Source organism: Bradyrhizobium frederickii, from assembly GCF_004570865.1.
In the GTDB taxonomy this organism is placed as follows: Bacteria; Pseudomonadota; Alphaproteobacteria; order Rhizobiales; family Xanthobacteraceae; genus Bradyrhizobium; species Bradyrhizobium frederickii.
This window is the reverse complement of record NZ_SPQS01000003.1, coordinates 165,171-179,872: the sequence shown is the minus strand read 5'-3', so window position 1 is coordinate 179,872 and position 14,702 is coordinate 165,171. Positions and strand designations below refer to the sequence as shown.

The following is a 14,702-nucleotide window of genomic DNA, read 5'->3' as shown; positions in this document are numbered from 1 at the left end:
CACATGCGCCTGACTGCCGGATCGCCTGCACGCCTCGGCGCAAGCTGGGACGGACGCGGCACCAATTTCGCGCTGTTCTCCGCGAACGCACAGAAGGTCGAGCTCTGCCTGTTCGACACGCAAGGCCGCCGCGAGCTCGAGCGCATCGAGCTGCCCGAGAAGACCGAGGACGTCTGGCACGGCTATCTCAACGACGTCTCGCCCGGGCAGCTCTACGGCTATCGCGTGCACGGCCCCTACGAGCCCGAGCACGGCCATCGCTTCAATTCCAACAAGCTGCTGCTCGACCCCTATGCCAAGCGGCTCGCCGGACGCCTGGTCTGGAGCGATGCGCATTTCGCCTATCGCACCGGAAGCCCGCGCGAGGACCTCTCCTTCGACCGGCGCGACAACGCGCGCGGCATGCCCAAGGCCGTGGTGGTCGACGAGACCTTCAACTGGGGCCGCCGCGAGATCCGTCCCAACATCCCCTGGGAAGACACGATCATCTACGAGGCTCACGTCAAGGGTTTGACGCAGAAGCGCGACGACGTGCCGCCGAATTTGCGCGGCACCTATGGCGGCCTGTCCTCGCCGGCGATGATCGAGCATCTGAAGAAGCTCGGCGTCACCACGGTCGAGCTGCTGCCGGTGCACAGCTTTGTCGACGACCGCATCCTGGTGGAGAAGAAGCTCGTCAATTACTGGGGCTACAACACGCTGTCCTTCTTCGCGCCGGAGCCGCGCTACGCCCAGGACAATGCGCTCGATTCGTTCCGCACCACGGTGGCGCGCCTGCACGATGCCGGCATCGAGGTGATGCTCGACGTCGTCTACAATCACACCGCCGAGGGCAATCACCTCGGCCCGACGCTGTGCTACCGCGGCATCGACAACGCCTCCTATTACTGGCTGAACCGCGAGAACCCGCGCTATTACGACGACTTCACCGGCTGCGGCTCGTCGGTGAACCTCACTCACCCGCGCGTGCTGCAGATGGTGATGGATTCGCTGCGCTACTGGGTCGAGGTCTGCCATGTCGACGGCTTCCGCTTCGACCTCGCCACCACGCTGGCGCGTGGGCCCAACGGCTTCGATCGCGGCAGCTCGTTCCTGACCGCGATCCGGCAGGACCCGGTGCTGGCGACCGTCAAGCTCGTCGCCGAGCCCTGGGACCTCGGCCTCGGCGGCTACCAGGTCGGCGCATTCCCCTCGCAATGGTCGGAATGGAATGATCGCTATCGCAGCGCCATGCGCCGCTACTGGAGCGGTGAAGGCAGCCTGATCGGCGACATCTCCAGCCGGATGACGGCATCGTCCGACCTGTTCAACCATGACGGACGGCGGCCGCGCGCCAGCATCAACCACATCACCGTGCACGACGGCTTCACCCTCGCCGACCTCTTCAGCTACAACGAGAAGCACAACGAGGCCAACGGCGAGGACAACCGCGACGGCTCCAACGACAACCACAGCAACAATTGCGGTGTGGAGGGACCGACCGACGATCCTCAGATCCTCGGCCTGCGCCGCCAGCTTCGCAAGAACGTGCTGGCCTGCCTGATGCTGGCGCAGGGCGTTCCGCTGATCCTCGCCGGCGACGAGGTCGGCAACTCGCAATCGGGCAACAACAACGCCTATTGCCAGGACAACGAGATCGGCTGGGTCGGCTGGGCCAATCTCGGCAAGGAGGGGGACGACATGGTCGATTTCGTCGCCCATCTCGCCGAGATCCGCCGCCGGTTCTCGCAGCTTCGCAGCCATCGCTGGCTCGACGGCCGCCCCGCCGACGGCGTGTCCTACGGCGCGTTGTGGCTGACGCCTGCCGGCGACGAGATGACGGAGAGCGACTGGAAATTCCCGGAGGGAAGATTCCTCTCCTACGTGATGGGACCGATGGAACCCGGTGGAGCCGCGATCTTTATCGTACTGAACGCCGCCCCCGAAGAGATCGCATTCAAATTGCCGAAGATGACCGAATACAAGAGCTGGCAGCAGATCCTGAACACGACGGATGCCAAGCTGAACACGATCGACTTCCCGCCCGGAAGCGACAGCAAGGCGCCGCCGCGCTCCGTGCTCGCCTTCGCGGGGGCGCTATGAGGCCATCCTTCGGGGCGAAGCCGACGAAGGACGGCGTGTCGTTCCGCCTGTGGGCGCCTGGCGCGCGCCGTGTCGACCTCCTGCTCGACCGACGACACGCGATGCAGCGCCGACAGGATGGTTGGTACGTGACCGAGATTGCCGGCCTCGCCGCCGGCAGCCCCTACAAGTTCAGGATCGACGACGAAATCGACGTGCCCGATCCGGCTTCGGCTTTCCAGCCCGACGACGTGTTCGGCCCGAGCGAGGTGATCGATCACGACGCCTTTTCATGGCGCGCGCGCGATTGGCGCGGCCGTCCCTGGGAAGAGACGGTGCTGATCGAGACCCATGTCGGCACCTTCACCTCCGAAGGCACTTACCGCGCCATGATCGACAAGCTCGATCATCTCGCCGCAACCGGCATCACCGCGCTGGAACTGATGCCGCTGGCGGATTTCGCAGGACGCCGCGGCTGGGGCTACGACGGCGTGCTGTGGTATGCGCCCGACAGCGCCTATGGCCGCCCCGAAGACCTGAAGACGCTGATCGACGAGGCGCATCTGCGCGGCCTGATGGTGTTTCTCGACGTCGTCTACAATCATTTCGGCCCCGAGGGGAATTATCTCGGCCGCTATGCGCCGGCCTTCTTCACCGATGCGCACACGCCCTGGGGCAGCGCGATCGATTATCGCGTGCCGCAGGTGCGCGCGTTCGCGGTCGAGAATGCGCTGTGCTGGCTCAGCGACTACCGTTTCGACGGCCTGAGGCTGGATGCCGCCAATCACATCATGGCGGTGCCCGGCGAGCAGTCGATGCTGCAGGATCTCAGCGTCGCCGCCGGCGAACTCGCCAAAGCGACGGGACGCCACATCCATCTCGTGCTGGAGAACGGCGACAATCGCGCCAGTCTGCTCGACGCCGCACAGGAGCCGCCGAACGGCAAATATCGCGGTCAGTGGAACGACGATTATCACCACGTCTGGCACGTGATGCTGACCGGCGAGCTCGCCGGATACTACGCGGATTATCAAACGCCGCGCCTCGATCTGGCGCGCGCGCTGGCGTCCGGCTTCGTCTACCAGGGCGAGGTCTCGGAGTTCTGGGGCAAGAAGCCGCGCGGCGAGCCGAGCGGTCAGCTGCCGCCAGCGACCTTCGTCAATTTCCTGCAAAACCACGACCAGATCGGCAACCGTCCGCTCGGCGACCGGCTCGAAAGCCTGGCATCGCCGCAGCAGATCGAAGCAGCGCTCGCGGTGACCCTGCTCGCGCCGATGGTGCCGATGCTGTTTCAGGGCGAGGAATGGGGCTCGACGGTGCCCTTCCCGTTCTTCTGCGATTTCCAGGGCGGGCTCGCCGACGCCGTCCGCAAGGGGCGCAAGCAGGAATATGCGTGGGCCTACGAGAAATACGGCGACGAAGTGCCCGACCCGCTCGATCCCGCGACGCTGCAATCGGCGGTGCTCGACTGGACCGGCCGCACGCCGCAGCAGGACGCGCGGCTTGCGCTGGTCCGAGAGCTGCTCGCTCTGCGCCGCAAACAGATCATGCCGCGGCTGAAGGGGGCCAGCTTCGGGGATGCCGAGGCGGCCGACAACGGCCTGCTCACCGCGCATTGGCGCATGGGCGACGGCATGACGCTGCGGCTCCTCGCCAATCTCTCGGACAAGGACATCGCGCGTCCCGAAGCTGCCGCGGGCACGCCGATTTGGGGAGAGGCAAGCGGCGACCGGCTGCCGCCCTGGTCAGTGGTCTGGCATTTCGGAGGTTAGCATGCCTCCTGCTATTCCGCTTGCGACCTACCGGCTCCAGCTCACCGCGGATTTCGGCTTCGACAAGGCCGCCGCCGTCGTGCCTTACCTCAAGGCGCTGGGGATCACCCATCTCTATGCCTCGCCGGTGATGAAGGCGCGCAAGGGTTCGACCCACGGCTACGACACTGTCGATCACAGCCAATTCAATCCGGAGCTGGGCGGTGAGGCCGGTTTCGCGCGACTGAGCGAGGCACTCAAGGCGCACGACCTCGGCCTCATCATCGACTTCGTGCCGAACCATGTCGGCGTGCATTTCGCCGACAATCCATGGTGGCTCGACGTGCTGGAATGGGGCCAGGCCTCGCCCCACGCCGTTTCCTTCGACATCGACTGGGACCTGCTGCCCTATCGCGCTCGCGGCGGCGTGCTGCTGCCGATCCTCGGCAAGTCCTACGGTGAAGCGCTGGAGGGCGGAGAGATCGAGCTGCGCTACGATCCGGATCAGGGCAGCCTCTCCGCCTGGTATTTCGAGCATCGCTTGCCGATCGCGCCGGAGCGGTATGGCGAGATGCTGCGCATGATCGTGAAGGACGCGGATGCCGCCGAGACGGAAGCGGGCAAACGCCTGCTCTCGCTCGCGGCGCGCTACACCGGACTGCGCCGTCCCAACCGCAAGGAAGCCCCCGCGTTCAAGGCCGAGCTCAAGGAGATTGCGGGCGCCGCCGAGATCATCGCACGCGGTCTTGCCGCCTATCGTGCCGCCAAGGATCGTCCCGCGCAGACGCTGGCGTTACACCACCTGCTCGAGCGGCAGCACTACAAGCTCGGGCACTGGCGGCTCGCCTCCAGCGACATCAATTATCGCCGCTTCTTCGACGTCAACGGACTCGCCGGTCTGCGCGTCGAGGATCCCGGCACGTTTGCCGCCACGCACCGGCTGGTAAAGCAGCTCATCGCCGACGGCAAACTGCAAGGCATCCGGCTTGATCACATCGACGGCCTGCGCGACCCCGCGCAATATTGCCAGCGGCTGCGCCGCCTGGTGCGCGACGCGCAGGGCAACACCAAGCCGTTCTACACGGTAATCGAGAAGATCCTGTGCGAGCACGAACGCCTGCCGCACTTCGCCGGCGTTCAGGGTACCACCGGCTACGAATGGATGAACGTCATTTCCCAGGTCCTGGTCGACACCAAGGGCATGGCGGCGCTGGACGAGACCTGGCGGCAGGTCAGCAACCGTCCACCGCGGCTTGCGCCTTATGTGAAGGACGCCAAGCGGCGCGTGCTGGAGACGCTGCTCACCAGTGAATTCACCGTGCTGACGCGCCTGCTCGCGCGGATCGCCAACGGGCATTACTCCACCCGCGATTTCTCCGCCGACAGCCTGCGGCAGGCGCTCGAACTCTATGTGCTGCATTTCCCGGTGTACCGCACCTATCTGACCAACAGCAGCCCGACGGCCCCCGACCGCAAGCTGATCGACGACACCATCGCGCGCGCCCGCGCGGAATGGTTCGCCGCGGACGAAGGCATCTTCGATTTCCTGCGCGATGCCCTGACCATGGACCTGCTCAAACCCGGCCGCCCTCCGCACAGCGCCACGCGCGTGCGCCGCTTCGCGCTGAAGGTGCAGCAATTCACCGGGCCGATGATGGCGAAGTCGCTGGAGGACACCGCGTTCTATCAATTCCACCGCCTGCTCGCACTGAACGAGGTCGGCGGCGATCCCGCCAGCAACGGTCTTACGGTTTCCGCCTTCCACCAGACCATGCAGGCCCGCGCCAAGGAATGGCCGCAGGGAATGACGGCAACCGCCACACATGACACCAAACGCGGCGAGGATGCCCGCGCGCGAATCGCGGCGCTCAGCGAGATTCCGGGCGAGTGGACCAGCGCGGTTTCGCGCTGGAAGGTGTTGAACGCGCCGCACCTCACGCTCGAGGGCAATTACCGAGCGCCCTCGGCGACGTTCGAATACATGCTGTATCAGGCCCTGCTCGGCGCCTGGCCGCTGGTGGAGACGATCGACGCCGGCTTCGTCGAGCGTATCCAGGCCTATGCGCTGAAGGCCGCGCGCGAGGGCAAGGAAGAGACCAGCTGGCTCAACCCGCATGAAGCCTATGAGAGCGGCATCAAGAGCTTCATCGACAAGATCCTCGACCCCACATTGTCAGGCGAATTCCTGGAGGCGCTGCAAACGCTGGCCCGCCGCGTCGCACTGCTCGGCATGTTGAATTCGCTGAGCCAGCTCACGCTCAAGGCGACGCTGCCCGGCGTGCCCGACTTCTATCAGGGCACCGAGTTCTGGGACCTGTCACTGGTCGACCCCGACAACCGCCGCCCGGTCGACTTTGGCGCGCGGCAGGCGGGGCTGAACTCGCTGGACGACCCGGACTGGAGCGGCCTCATGACGCGCTGGCCGGACGGCCTGATCAAGCTGGCCTGGACACGGCGTCTTCTCAAGCTGCGCAATGCGCTCGCCGACGTCTTCGCTCAAGGCGATTACCAGCCGCTGGCGGTGCACGGCACAGATGCGGACCATGTCGTCGCCTTCGCCCGCCGCCATGGCCGCAGCGCGGCGATCGTCGTGGTCGGGCGTCACTTCGCGCCGCTCACGCAAGCGGGCCGGGAATGGCCCGCGCCGGAGAGCTTTGACGCCACCATCGACCTGGCCGGCTACACCGCGCCCGGCCTTGCCGGTGGTGGATTGCCGCTGGCGCAGGCGTTCCGGGATTTTCCCGCCTTCGTCGTCGAAGCCCGCACGGCAAGCGCCATCAGGCCGGCGCGACAGCGCCGGCGCGCCTGAAATTACTTTCCCCCATCCTTGGTCAGCAGCAACTGCCCGCGCTTCTTGATCGTCGCCTGCGCCATCTCGGCAAAGCGCTGCAACAGCCAGGGCAGCACCACCTCGACCCGGACTTGATCGTCGCCGACATCGACCTGCCCCGTCGCAATCTGCCCGAGCGCGCGAATGCGAAACGCCATGCTGTCGCCGGTCCAGCGCTCCTCCTCGACCTGCATCACGGGAATGCTGGCCGCGGCGCGGCTGAGCCCGGTCTTGAGGCGGCGCACCGCCTCCTCGCGGCCGAGACGGTGCGGAATTGAAACGACAAGCGGTGCTGACATGGCCCTCCCCCTACAGTGACTGATCCTCACATAGTCAACGCCGGCCGCCTCCACAAAGGTTCCATGCAAGTTGATCCGCCAGCCGTGTTTCAATGCGGGAACTTTACAACCTGCGGCAAGTTGCCTCCGCACAACGGGACAGGTTGCAAGGACCCTTCAAGGAAGGGCTGGAGGAAATTCGCATGTCTATCGGTACGATCATTCTGATCATTCTCGTGATCGCCCTACTCGGCGGCTTCAGCGGCATCGGCGGCGGCCCGTTCTACGGCACCGGCTATTACGGCGGCGGCGGCCTCGGGCTCGTCATCGTCATCCTGCTGATCCTGCTGTTGATGGGCCGGATCTAGCGGCATCCACGATGTCGTCGGGTGGGCAAAGGCGCACAGCGCCGTGCCCACCTGTTCGTCAGGAAAGAGATCGTGGGCACGCTTCGCTTTGCCCACCCTACGTCTTCCCCGCGAGCTTCTTGATCGCGGCTTTGATCGGTGTCGCCGCGTCGTCATAACCCTGCCACGCCTTCGACCGCGACAGCAGCCCCGGCACGGTCCGCAGCGTATAGCGCTTCGGGTCGAGATCGCCCTTCACCTGCGACCAGGTCAGCGGCATCGAGACCGTGGCACCTGCGCGCGCCCGCGGCGATAGCGGGGCCACCGCCGTCGACATGCGGTCGTTGCGGAGATAGTCGAGGAAGATCTTTCCCTCGCGCAGCTTCTTCGACATGTTGAGCAGATAGCGCCCGGGATTGTCGTCGGCCATCCACTGGCAGACGCCCTGCGCAAAGGCCTTGGCCTCTTTCCAGCTTACCTTGTCGCGGGCGCCGTGAAGCAGCGGCACCACGACATGCAGGCCCTTGCCGCCGGTGGTCTTGCAGAAGCTCTCCATGCCCAGATCGGCGAGCCGCTGCCGCATCTCCCTGGCCGCCTCGACCACGTCGGCGAACGCGACGTCAGGCGCCGGATCGAGATCGAACACCAGCCGGCCCGGCGTGTCATAGGCATAAGGCGCGCAATTCCAGGGATGCAGCTCGACGCCGCCGATCTGCGCCACGGCGGCGAGCCCCTCGATCCGGTCGATCTGCAGATAAGGCTTGCGGTCGCCGGAGACGCGCGCGAGCTCCAGAAGGTTGGACGTGCCCTGCATGGCGTGGCGCTGGAAGAAGCATTCGCCCTTGATGCCATCAGGCGCGCGGATCAGCGAGCATGGCCGGCCCTTCAGGTGCACGATCATCCACGCGCCGACGGCTTCGAGATAGCGCGCGAGATCGAGCTTGGTGACGGGAGCGCCCTCGCCATCATCAGGCCAAAGCTCCTTGTCCGGCTTGGAGATGATGACGCCCATCACCTCCGCGGTGCCGGCGTCCTTGGATCGCTTGGCTGTCTTCGCAGCTCGCTTCCCGGCTGTAGGTTCGGCAAGCTCCGTATCGACGGGCGTCTCCGCCTCTACCTCCCTGGCCGGCTTGTCCTGCCGCAGCCCCTTGAACGCGGCCTGGCGGATATTGCCGTCGGCCGTGAAGCCGGCGAACTCGATCTCGGCGACGAGCTCCGGCTTCAGCCAGTGCACCTCGCGCGTCTTCTTCGGGGCATTCTTGCCGCCGAACGGGCTTTCATTGGCGGCCATCGCCTTCAACGACGGCATGATGTGCTTGACCTTGTCCGCGCCGAAGCCGGTGCCGACCATGCCGACGAAGGCGAGATGATCGCCGCGCTGCACGCCGGCCATCAGCGAGCGGAATTTGCCGTTCGTGGTCTTGTAGCCGCCGATCACCACTTCGTGGCCGGCGCGACATTTCGACTTGACCCAGCTCTCGGTGCGTCCCGAACGATACGGCGCATCCAGCTTCTTCGACACCACGCCCTCGAGCTCGAGCTTGCAGGCCGATTGCAGCACGGCATCGCCGCCGCTCTCGAAATGCTCGACATAGCGGATCTGGGTCGATTTCCGCTTGCGGGCGTCCAGCAGCTGCTTCAGCTGCGCCTTGCGCTCGCCGAGCGGCAGCCGCCGGTAATCCTCCCCTTCCGCGAACAGCAGGTCGAAGGCAAAGAAGATCAGCTCTTCGGTCCTGCCATCGGACAGCGCAGCCTGGAGCGAGGAGAAATTCGGTGCGCCGTTGTGGTCGAGCGCGACGATCTCGCCGTCGATCATCACGTCCGGCAGCGCGGCCGCCTCCTTGGCGATGGCGCCGAACTTGCCGGTCCAGTCGAGACCCTTGCGCGTCTTCAGCGTCGCCTCGCCGTCCTCGACCCGGAGCTGCACGCGATAGCCATCGAACTTGATCTCGTGGCACCAGCCCTCTCCGGCCGGCGGCCGCTCGACCAGCGTGCAGAGTTGCGGCGCCACGAAGTCCGGCATCTCAACGACCTTCTTCGCATTGGTCGCCGTCGCGGCCTTCTTCTTCGCCGTCTTGGCCTTGGGGAACTTGCCGGCCTTCAACGCCGCGCGCGGTGCCGGCTTGACGGTGCGCCCCTTCGCATCCTCGGCACGGTTGGACTGCCAGACGGCGTCGGCCTTGGCCCTGGCGCCCTTCGCCAGCATGAACGGCTTTGGCGCGCGCCCCTTGCCTTCGGCGATCTGCTCCATCGCCCGCCCGGAGGCGACCGACTTGTCCTCGTCGAGGATGTCGTTGTCCTTGCCCTCGCGGGCATATTCGTCGCGGTGCTTGATCAGCAGCCAGTTGGTGCGCTTCTCGCTCCCGCGGTTGCGCATGCGCACCAGCACCCAGCTGCCCTGCAGCTTGTCGCCATGCAGGGTGAACTTCAGATCGCCCTTCTTGAATCCGGCTTCCGGGTCTTCGGCCTCCCAATAGCCGCGATCCCACAGCATCACCGTGCCGCCACCATACTGGCCTTCCGGAATCGTGCCTTCGAAATCGCCGTAGTCGAGCGGATGATCCTCCACCTCGACCGCGAGGCGCTTGTCATGCGGATCGAGCGAGGGGCCCTTGGTCACCGCCCAGGACTTGAACACGCCGTCGAATTCGAGCCGGAGGTCGTAGTGCAGCCGGCTCGCATCGTGCTTCTGGATCACGAAGCGCCGCTGCTGCGATGGTGCTACTGCGGTCTTGCCCGACGGCTCGGGCGTCTTTTCGAAGTCACGCTTCTGTCGGTAAGTGGAGAGTTTTTGCAGCACGACCGGTCCCGCTTCTCTTTCGGCATTGAGCCTATCACGGCCAAAGTCCCACCCGGAACCAAAACCCTGTGGGAGGGTTGGGGTTCCAAAACGCCTTGAAAACGCTGGAGAATGGAATGGCCCCGCGCGCCTATTGGAAGGGAACGTTGAAGCTCTCGCTGGTCAGCTGCCCGGTCGTGCTCTACCCCGCGACCACGGCGGCGGAGAAGACGCGGTTTCACCTGATCAACCGCGAGACAGGGAACCGGCTCAAGCAACAGATGATCGATTCCGAGACCGGCGACGTCGTCGAGAGCGACCAGAAAGGCCGCGGCTACGAACTACGCAAGGGCAAGTATGTCGAGATCGAGCCGGAGGAGCTCGAGGCGGTCCAGATCGAGAGCAACCACACCATCGACATCGAGAGCTTTGTGCCGCGCGAGGAGATCGACCAGCGCTATCTCAACCATCCCTATTACATCGCGCCCGACGGCAAGGCCGCGGTCGACGCCTTCGCGGTGATCCGCGACGCCATGAAGGACCAGGACCGCGTGGCGCTCGCCAAGATCGTGCTCACCAACCGCGAGCATATCATCGCGATCGAGCCGTTCGGCAAGGGTCTGCTCGGCACCACGCTGCGCTTTCCTTACGAGCTGCGCGACGAGGACCAGTTCTTCGACGACATCAAGAGCCCGAAGATCACCAAGGACATGGTCGAGCTCGCCGGTCACATCCTGCACACCAAGGCGGCGCATTTCGACCCCGGCAAGTTCAAGGACGAATACGAGACCGCGCTCAAGGCGCTGGTGAAGCGCAAGGCCAGCGGCAAGACAATCGAGCTGCCCGAGCCCGAGGAGCGCCCCAGCAACGTCGTCAACCTGATGGACGCGCTGAAGCAGAGCCTGAAGGGACGCGGCGGCAAGAAGGCGGCAACGAAATCTCATGCGCGCCGTGCGACCGGGCGACATCGCGCCGCGAAGAAGGCGCACCGGTCGACGGCAAGGCATCGGAAGGCGGGGTAGCTCGTCATTCCGGGGCGATGCGTCAGCATCGAACCCGGAATCCATCATGCCAAGCGTGACGGGCGGAGACATGGATTCCGGGCTCGCGCTGACGCGCGCCCCGGAATGACAGACATCGTAGGGTGGGCAAAGCGAAGCGTGCCCACGTCTTCTCTCTTTGGAATCACTGAAAGATGGTGGGCACGGCGCCTTGCGCCTTTGCCCACCCTACGGTCTGTGGAACGTCAATCCCCCGCCTTCAGCCGGTACCCGATCCCCGTCTCGGTCAGCACGTATTGCGGCCGTTCCGGGTCGGCTTCGATCTTCTGCCGGAGCTGGCGGACATAGACGCGCAGATATTGCGCGTCGGTCAGTTCGTCCCACAGCTCCTTCAGCAGGAACCTGTGCGTGAGCACCTTGCCGGCATGCTGAACCAGCACACGCAACAGGTCATACTCCTTCGGCGACAGCTTCACCTCGCGGTCGCCGACCTTGACGATGCGGCGGACGAGATCGACCGAGAGGTCTCCGGTGCGGAACACCGGGCGTTCGCCCTTGACCTGGAGCTGGTGGCGCAGCGCGGCGCGCAGGCGGGCCAACAGCTCGTCCATACCGAACGGCTTGGTCAGATAATCGTCGGCGCCGAGATCGAGCGCCTGCACCTTGCCGGCCTCGTCGCCCCGGCTCGACAGCACCACGATCGGCACCCCCTCGTCGCGGGCGCGGATGGTGCGCAACAGTTCATGCCCCTGAATGTCGGGCAGGCCGAGATCGAGAATGATCAGCGCCGGCGCCTCCTCGAGCTTCTCCAGCGCGACCTTGCCGTTCGACGCCTCCAGGATTTCGTAGCCTTGCGTCGTCAGCCCCATCCGCAGCAATTTGCGGATCGGCGGCTCGTCGTCGATGACCAGGACCTTGATCGGCGCAGCGTTCATGCGGCGGTATCCAATGTGCGGCTCTCTGCCGGAACGGGAAGACGGACGGTAAGGACAGCGCCGCGCCGGTCGCTGCGGTTGGCGGCCGAGATCGTGCCGCGCATCGCCTCGACGAAGCCGCGGGAGATGGCGAGGCCGAGCCCGGTGCCGGGACGGACATGATCGCCCTTCTGCACGCGGTAGAACTTGTCGAACACACTGTCGAGTTCGTCGGGCGGAATCCCCGCCCCCTCGTCCACGATCTCGAGCACGACATGATCGCGGTCGCGCCGGCCGCGGATCGAGACCGTCGTGTCGGGCGGTGAATATTTGGCGGCATTGTCGAGCAGGTTGAACAGCACCTGCTCGAACAGCACGGCATCGAGCTGGAGCATCGGCAGATCGGCAGCCAGCACCAGCTCGACCTTGTGGCCGTTGAGGATCTTGGCCGCGCGCCGCAGCGCGCTGCCCACGATCTCGCCCAGATCGTGCAGCGCAGAGTTTGGGACGATGGCGCCGGACTCTAGCTTGGTCATGTCGAGCAGATTGGCGATGAACCGGTTGAGCCGCTCGGATTCGTCGATGACGGTGGCCAGCAGGTCGCGCTTCTCGGTGTCGGACAAGGCCCCGGCAAGGTCGCGCATGGTCGAGGCCGCTCCCAGCACCGAGGCGAGCGGCGTCTTCAGATCGTGCGAGATCGAGGTCAGCAGCGCGGAGCGCAAGCGCTCGGATTCGACGGTGCGCTTGACCCGGTCCATATCCTCGACCAGCAGCACGCGCTCGATCGCTAGCGCGCCCTGGTCGACCAGCGCGTCCAGCAGCCGACGCTGGTCCGGCGTCAACAGCGGCCCGGTGCGGTCGTTATCGATGCCGATGACACCGATCGGGCCGCGCCCGGTGCGCATCGGCAGGAACAGCCGCTTTGCACCCGGCAACGTATCCGACCCGCGACCGGCGGGGCGGTCGTTGCTCCAGGCCCAGTTGGCCGCGGCGAGATCGGCCTGGTCGAGGTCATCTTCGGGTGGGTAGCCGGATTTCACCGTGAGCAAGCCTTCCTCCGGCAGCAGAAGCACGACGCGGACCTTCAGCATCAACGCGATCTGGTAGGCCGTCGCCCACAGCACGTCGTCGAGCGTCGCGGTGCCGGCGAGCTTGCGGCTGAAAGCGTAGAGCTGCTCGGTCATCCTGATTCGGCCGATGGCGGCGTCGGCCTGGGTGCGCACGCGCGCGGCGACATTGGAGACGATCATCGCCACCACCATGAACAGCACGAAGGCGGCGACGTTGGTCGGGTCGGTGATCGTGAAGGTGTAGATCGGCGGCAGGAAGAAGAAATTGTAGGACAGCGAGGCGGCGACTGTCGCCAGCAGCGACGGCCATAGGCCATAGCGCACGGCAACCGCGACCACAGCCGTCAGCAGCACGAGATCGACGTTCTCGATGCCGAAACGGGGCTGGATCAACTCGGCAGCGCCGAGGCCGATCAGCACGATCCCGAGCGCCTTCAGATAGGGCAGCGGATCGAACGGCTCAGACCGCGCGGCGGTCTGCACCGCGGTCTTGGGCGCGGCCTCGCCGGGCATCTCGTCGCCGGCGATGACGTGGACGGTGATGTTGCCGGCTCGGCGCACCAGGTCGTGCACCACCGAGCCACGCGTCATCTCGAACCAGCGCGAGCGCGTCGACTTGCCGATCACGATCTGGGTGACGTTATTGCCTTGCGCGAAATTGACGACGTCATCGGCGATACGGCGGCCGACTGCGGGAATCGTCAGCGCCTCGCCGCCGAGCGATTCCGCCAGTCGCAGCGTATCGGCCAGCCGGTCACGCTCCTGGTCGGATAATTGCAGCGAGCGCCGTGTCTCGATCGAGAGCGCGGTGAACGGCGCGTGCAGCCGGTCGGCCAGGCGCTTGGTGTAGCGCACGAGGCCAGCGGCGCGTGGATCCTCGCTGACGCAGACCAGGATGCGCTCGCCCGCAGCCCAGGGACCGGCAATGGCATTGGCCTGCATGTGGGTGAGCAGCTGCTCGTCGACCCGCTCGGCGGTGCGCCGCAGTGCGAGCTCACGCAGGGCGGTGAGATTGCCCGGCGAGAAATAATGCTCCAGCGCCCGCTCGGCCTGCTTGGGCACATAGACCTTGCCCTCCTTCAGCCGCTGGATCAGATCGTCGGGCGTCAGGTCGATCAGCTCGATCGCGTCGGCGCGGTCGAATACCGAATCTGGCACGGTCTCGCGGACCCGGACATGGGTGATCTGGGCGACGACGTCGTTCAGGCTCTCGATGTGCTGGATGTTGACGGCGGTGTAGACGTCGATGCCGTGGGACAGCAATTCCTCGACGTCGAGATAGCGCTTGGGATGGCGGCAAAGGGGCGCGTTGGTGTGGGCGAGCTCGTCGACGAGCGCAATCTGCGGCCGGCGCGCGATCACCGCATCGAGATCCATCTCCTCGACAATCTGGCCACGGTACTCCAGCCTCTTGCGCGGGATCACTTCGAGGCCGCGCACCAGCGCCTCGGTCTCGGCGCGGCCATGGGTTTCGACGAACCCGACCACGACATCGATGCCGGCCTTGCGCTTGGCATGGGCGCTTTGCAGCATCTCGTAGGTCTTGCCGACGCCGGGAGCGGCGCCGACGAAGATCTTCAGCTTGCCGCTAGCACTCTCCTCCCGGCGCGCGGCTTCCAGCAGCGCTTCGGGAGAGGGACGTTGTTCGGGATCGCGGCGCTCTCGGACCAT

At 65.7% G+C, this 14,702-nt stretch carries 9 protein-coding genes; 5 read left to right on the top strand and 4 right to left on the bottom strand.

What is annotated here, in order from left to right:
• Positions 1–3: 3 nt before the first annotated feature.
• Genes glgX through treY form a run of 3 tightly spaced genes read left to right on the top strand, consistent with a single transcriptional unit; the run spans position 4 to position 6,621 of the window.
• Complete coding sequence (gene glgX, locus E4K64_RS06360; protein ID WP_135162692.1) at positions 4–2,082, top strand: glycogen debranching protein GlgX; 2,079 nt, start codon at positions 4–6, stop codon at positions 2,080–2,082.
• A complete protein-coding gene (treZ, locus tag E4K64_RS06355; RefSeq protein ID WP_135162691.1) occupies positions 2,079–3,833 on the top strand; it encodes a malto-oligosyltrehalose trehalohydrolase in 1,755 nt (584 codons plus the stop codon). The genes glgX and treZ overlap by 4 nt, the downstream gene beginning before the upstream one ends.
• A 1-nt stretch (position 3,834) precedes the next feature.
• Positions 3,835–6,621: a malto-oligosyltrehalose synthase gene (gene treY, locus E4K64_RS06350; RefSeq protein WP_135162690.1), complete on the top strand. Its 2,787-nt coding sequence runs from the start codon at positions 3,835–3,837 to the stop codon at positions 6,619–6,621.
• A 2-nt stretch (positions 6,622–6,623) separates the two neighbouring features.
• On the opposite strand, the gene E4K64_RS06345 is transcribed toward treY, so the two are convergent.
• Positions 6,624–6,941, bottom strand: coding sequence for a polyhydroxyalkanoic acid system family protein (locus tag E4K64_RS06345; protein ID WP_135162689.1), 318 nt, complete (start codon positions 6,939–6,941; stop codon positions 6,624–6,626).
• 182 nt (positions 6,942–7,123) lie between these two features.
• On the opposite strand from E4K64_RS06345, the gene E4K64_RS06340 reads away from it, so the two are divergent.
• Positions 7,124–7,288: a DUF3309 family protein gene (locus E4K64_RS06340; protein WP_018318514.1), complete on the top strand. Its 165-nt coding sequence runs from the start codon at positions 7,124–7,126 to the stop codon at positions 7,286–7,288.
• 97 nt (positions 7,289–7,385) lie between these two features.
• Here E4K64_RS06340 and ligD read toward each other — a convergent pair whose 3' ends face one another.
• Positions 7,386–10,067, bottom strand: a complete 2,682-nt coding sequence (ligD, locus tag E4K64_RS06335) for a DNA ligase D (protein WP_135162688.1) — start codon at positions 10,065–10,067, stop codon at positions 7,386–7,388.
• 116 nt (positions 10,068–10,183) lie between these two features.
• On the opposite strand from ligD, the gene ku reads away from it, so the two are divergent.
• The gene (gene ku / locus E4K64_RS06330) at positions 10,184–11,068 is read left to right on the top strand and encodes a non-homologous end joining protein Ku (protein ID WP_135162687.1); all 885 of its coding nucleotides are present in this window, start codon (positions 10,184–10,186) and stop codon (positions 11,066–11,068) included.
• A 224-nt stretch (positions 11,069–11,292) separates the two neighbouring features.
• On the opposite strand, the gene E4K64_RS06325 is transcribed toward ku, so the two are convergent.
• Positions 11,293–11,982, bottom strand: coding sequence for a response regulator (locus E4K64_RS06325; RefSeq protein WP_126255119.1), 690 nt, complete (start codon positions 11,980–11,982; stop codon positions 11,293–11,295).
• Positions 11,979–14,702 carry a sensor histidine kinase gene (locus E4K64_RS06320; RefSeq protein ID WP_126255118.1) on the bottom strand — a complete coding sequence of 908 codons (2,724 nt, stop codon included), beginning with the start codon at positions 14,700–14,702 and terminating at the stop codon, positions 11,979–11,981. Before E4K64_RS06320 ends, E4K64_RS06325 begins: the two co-directional genes overlap by 4 nt.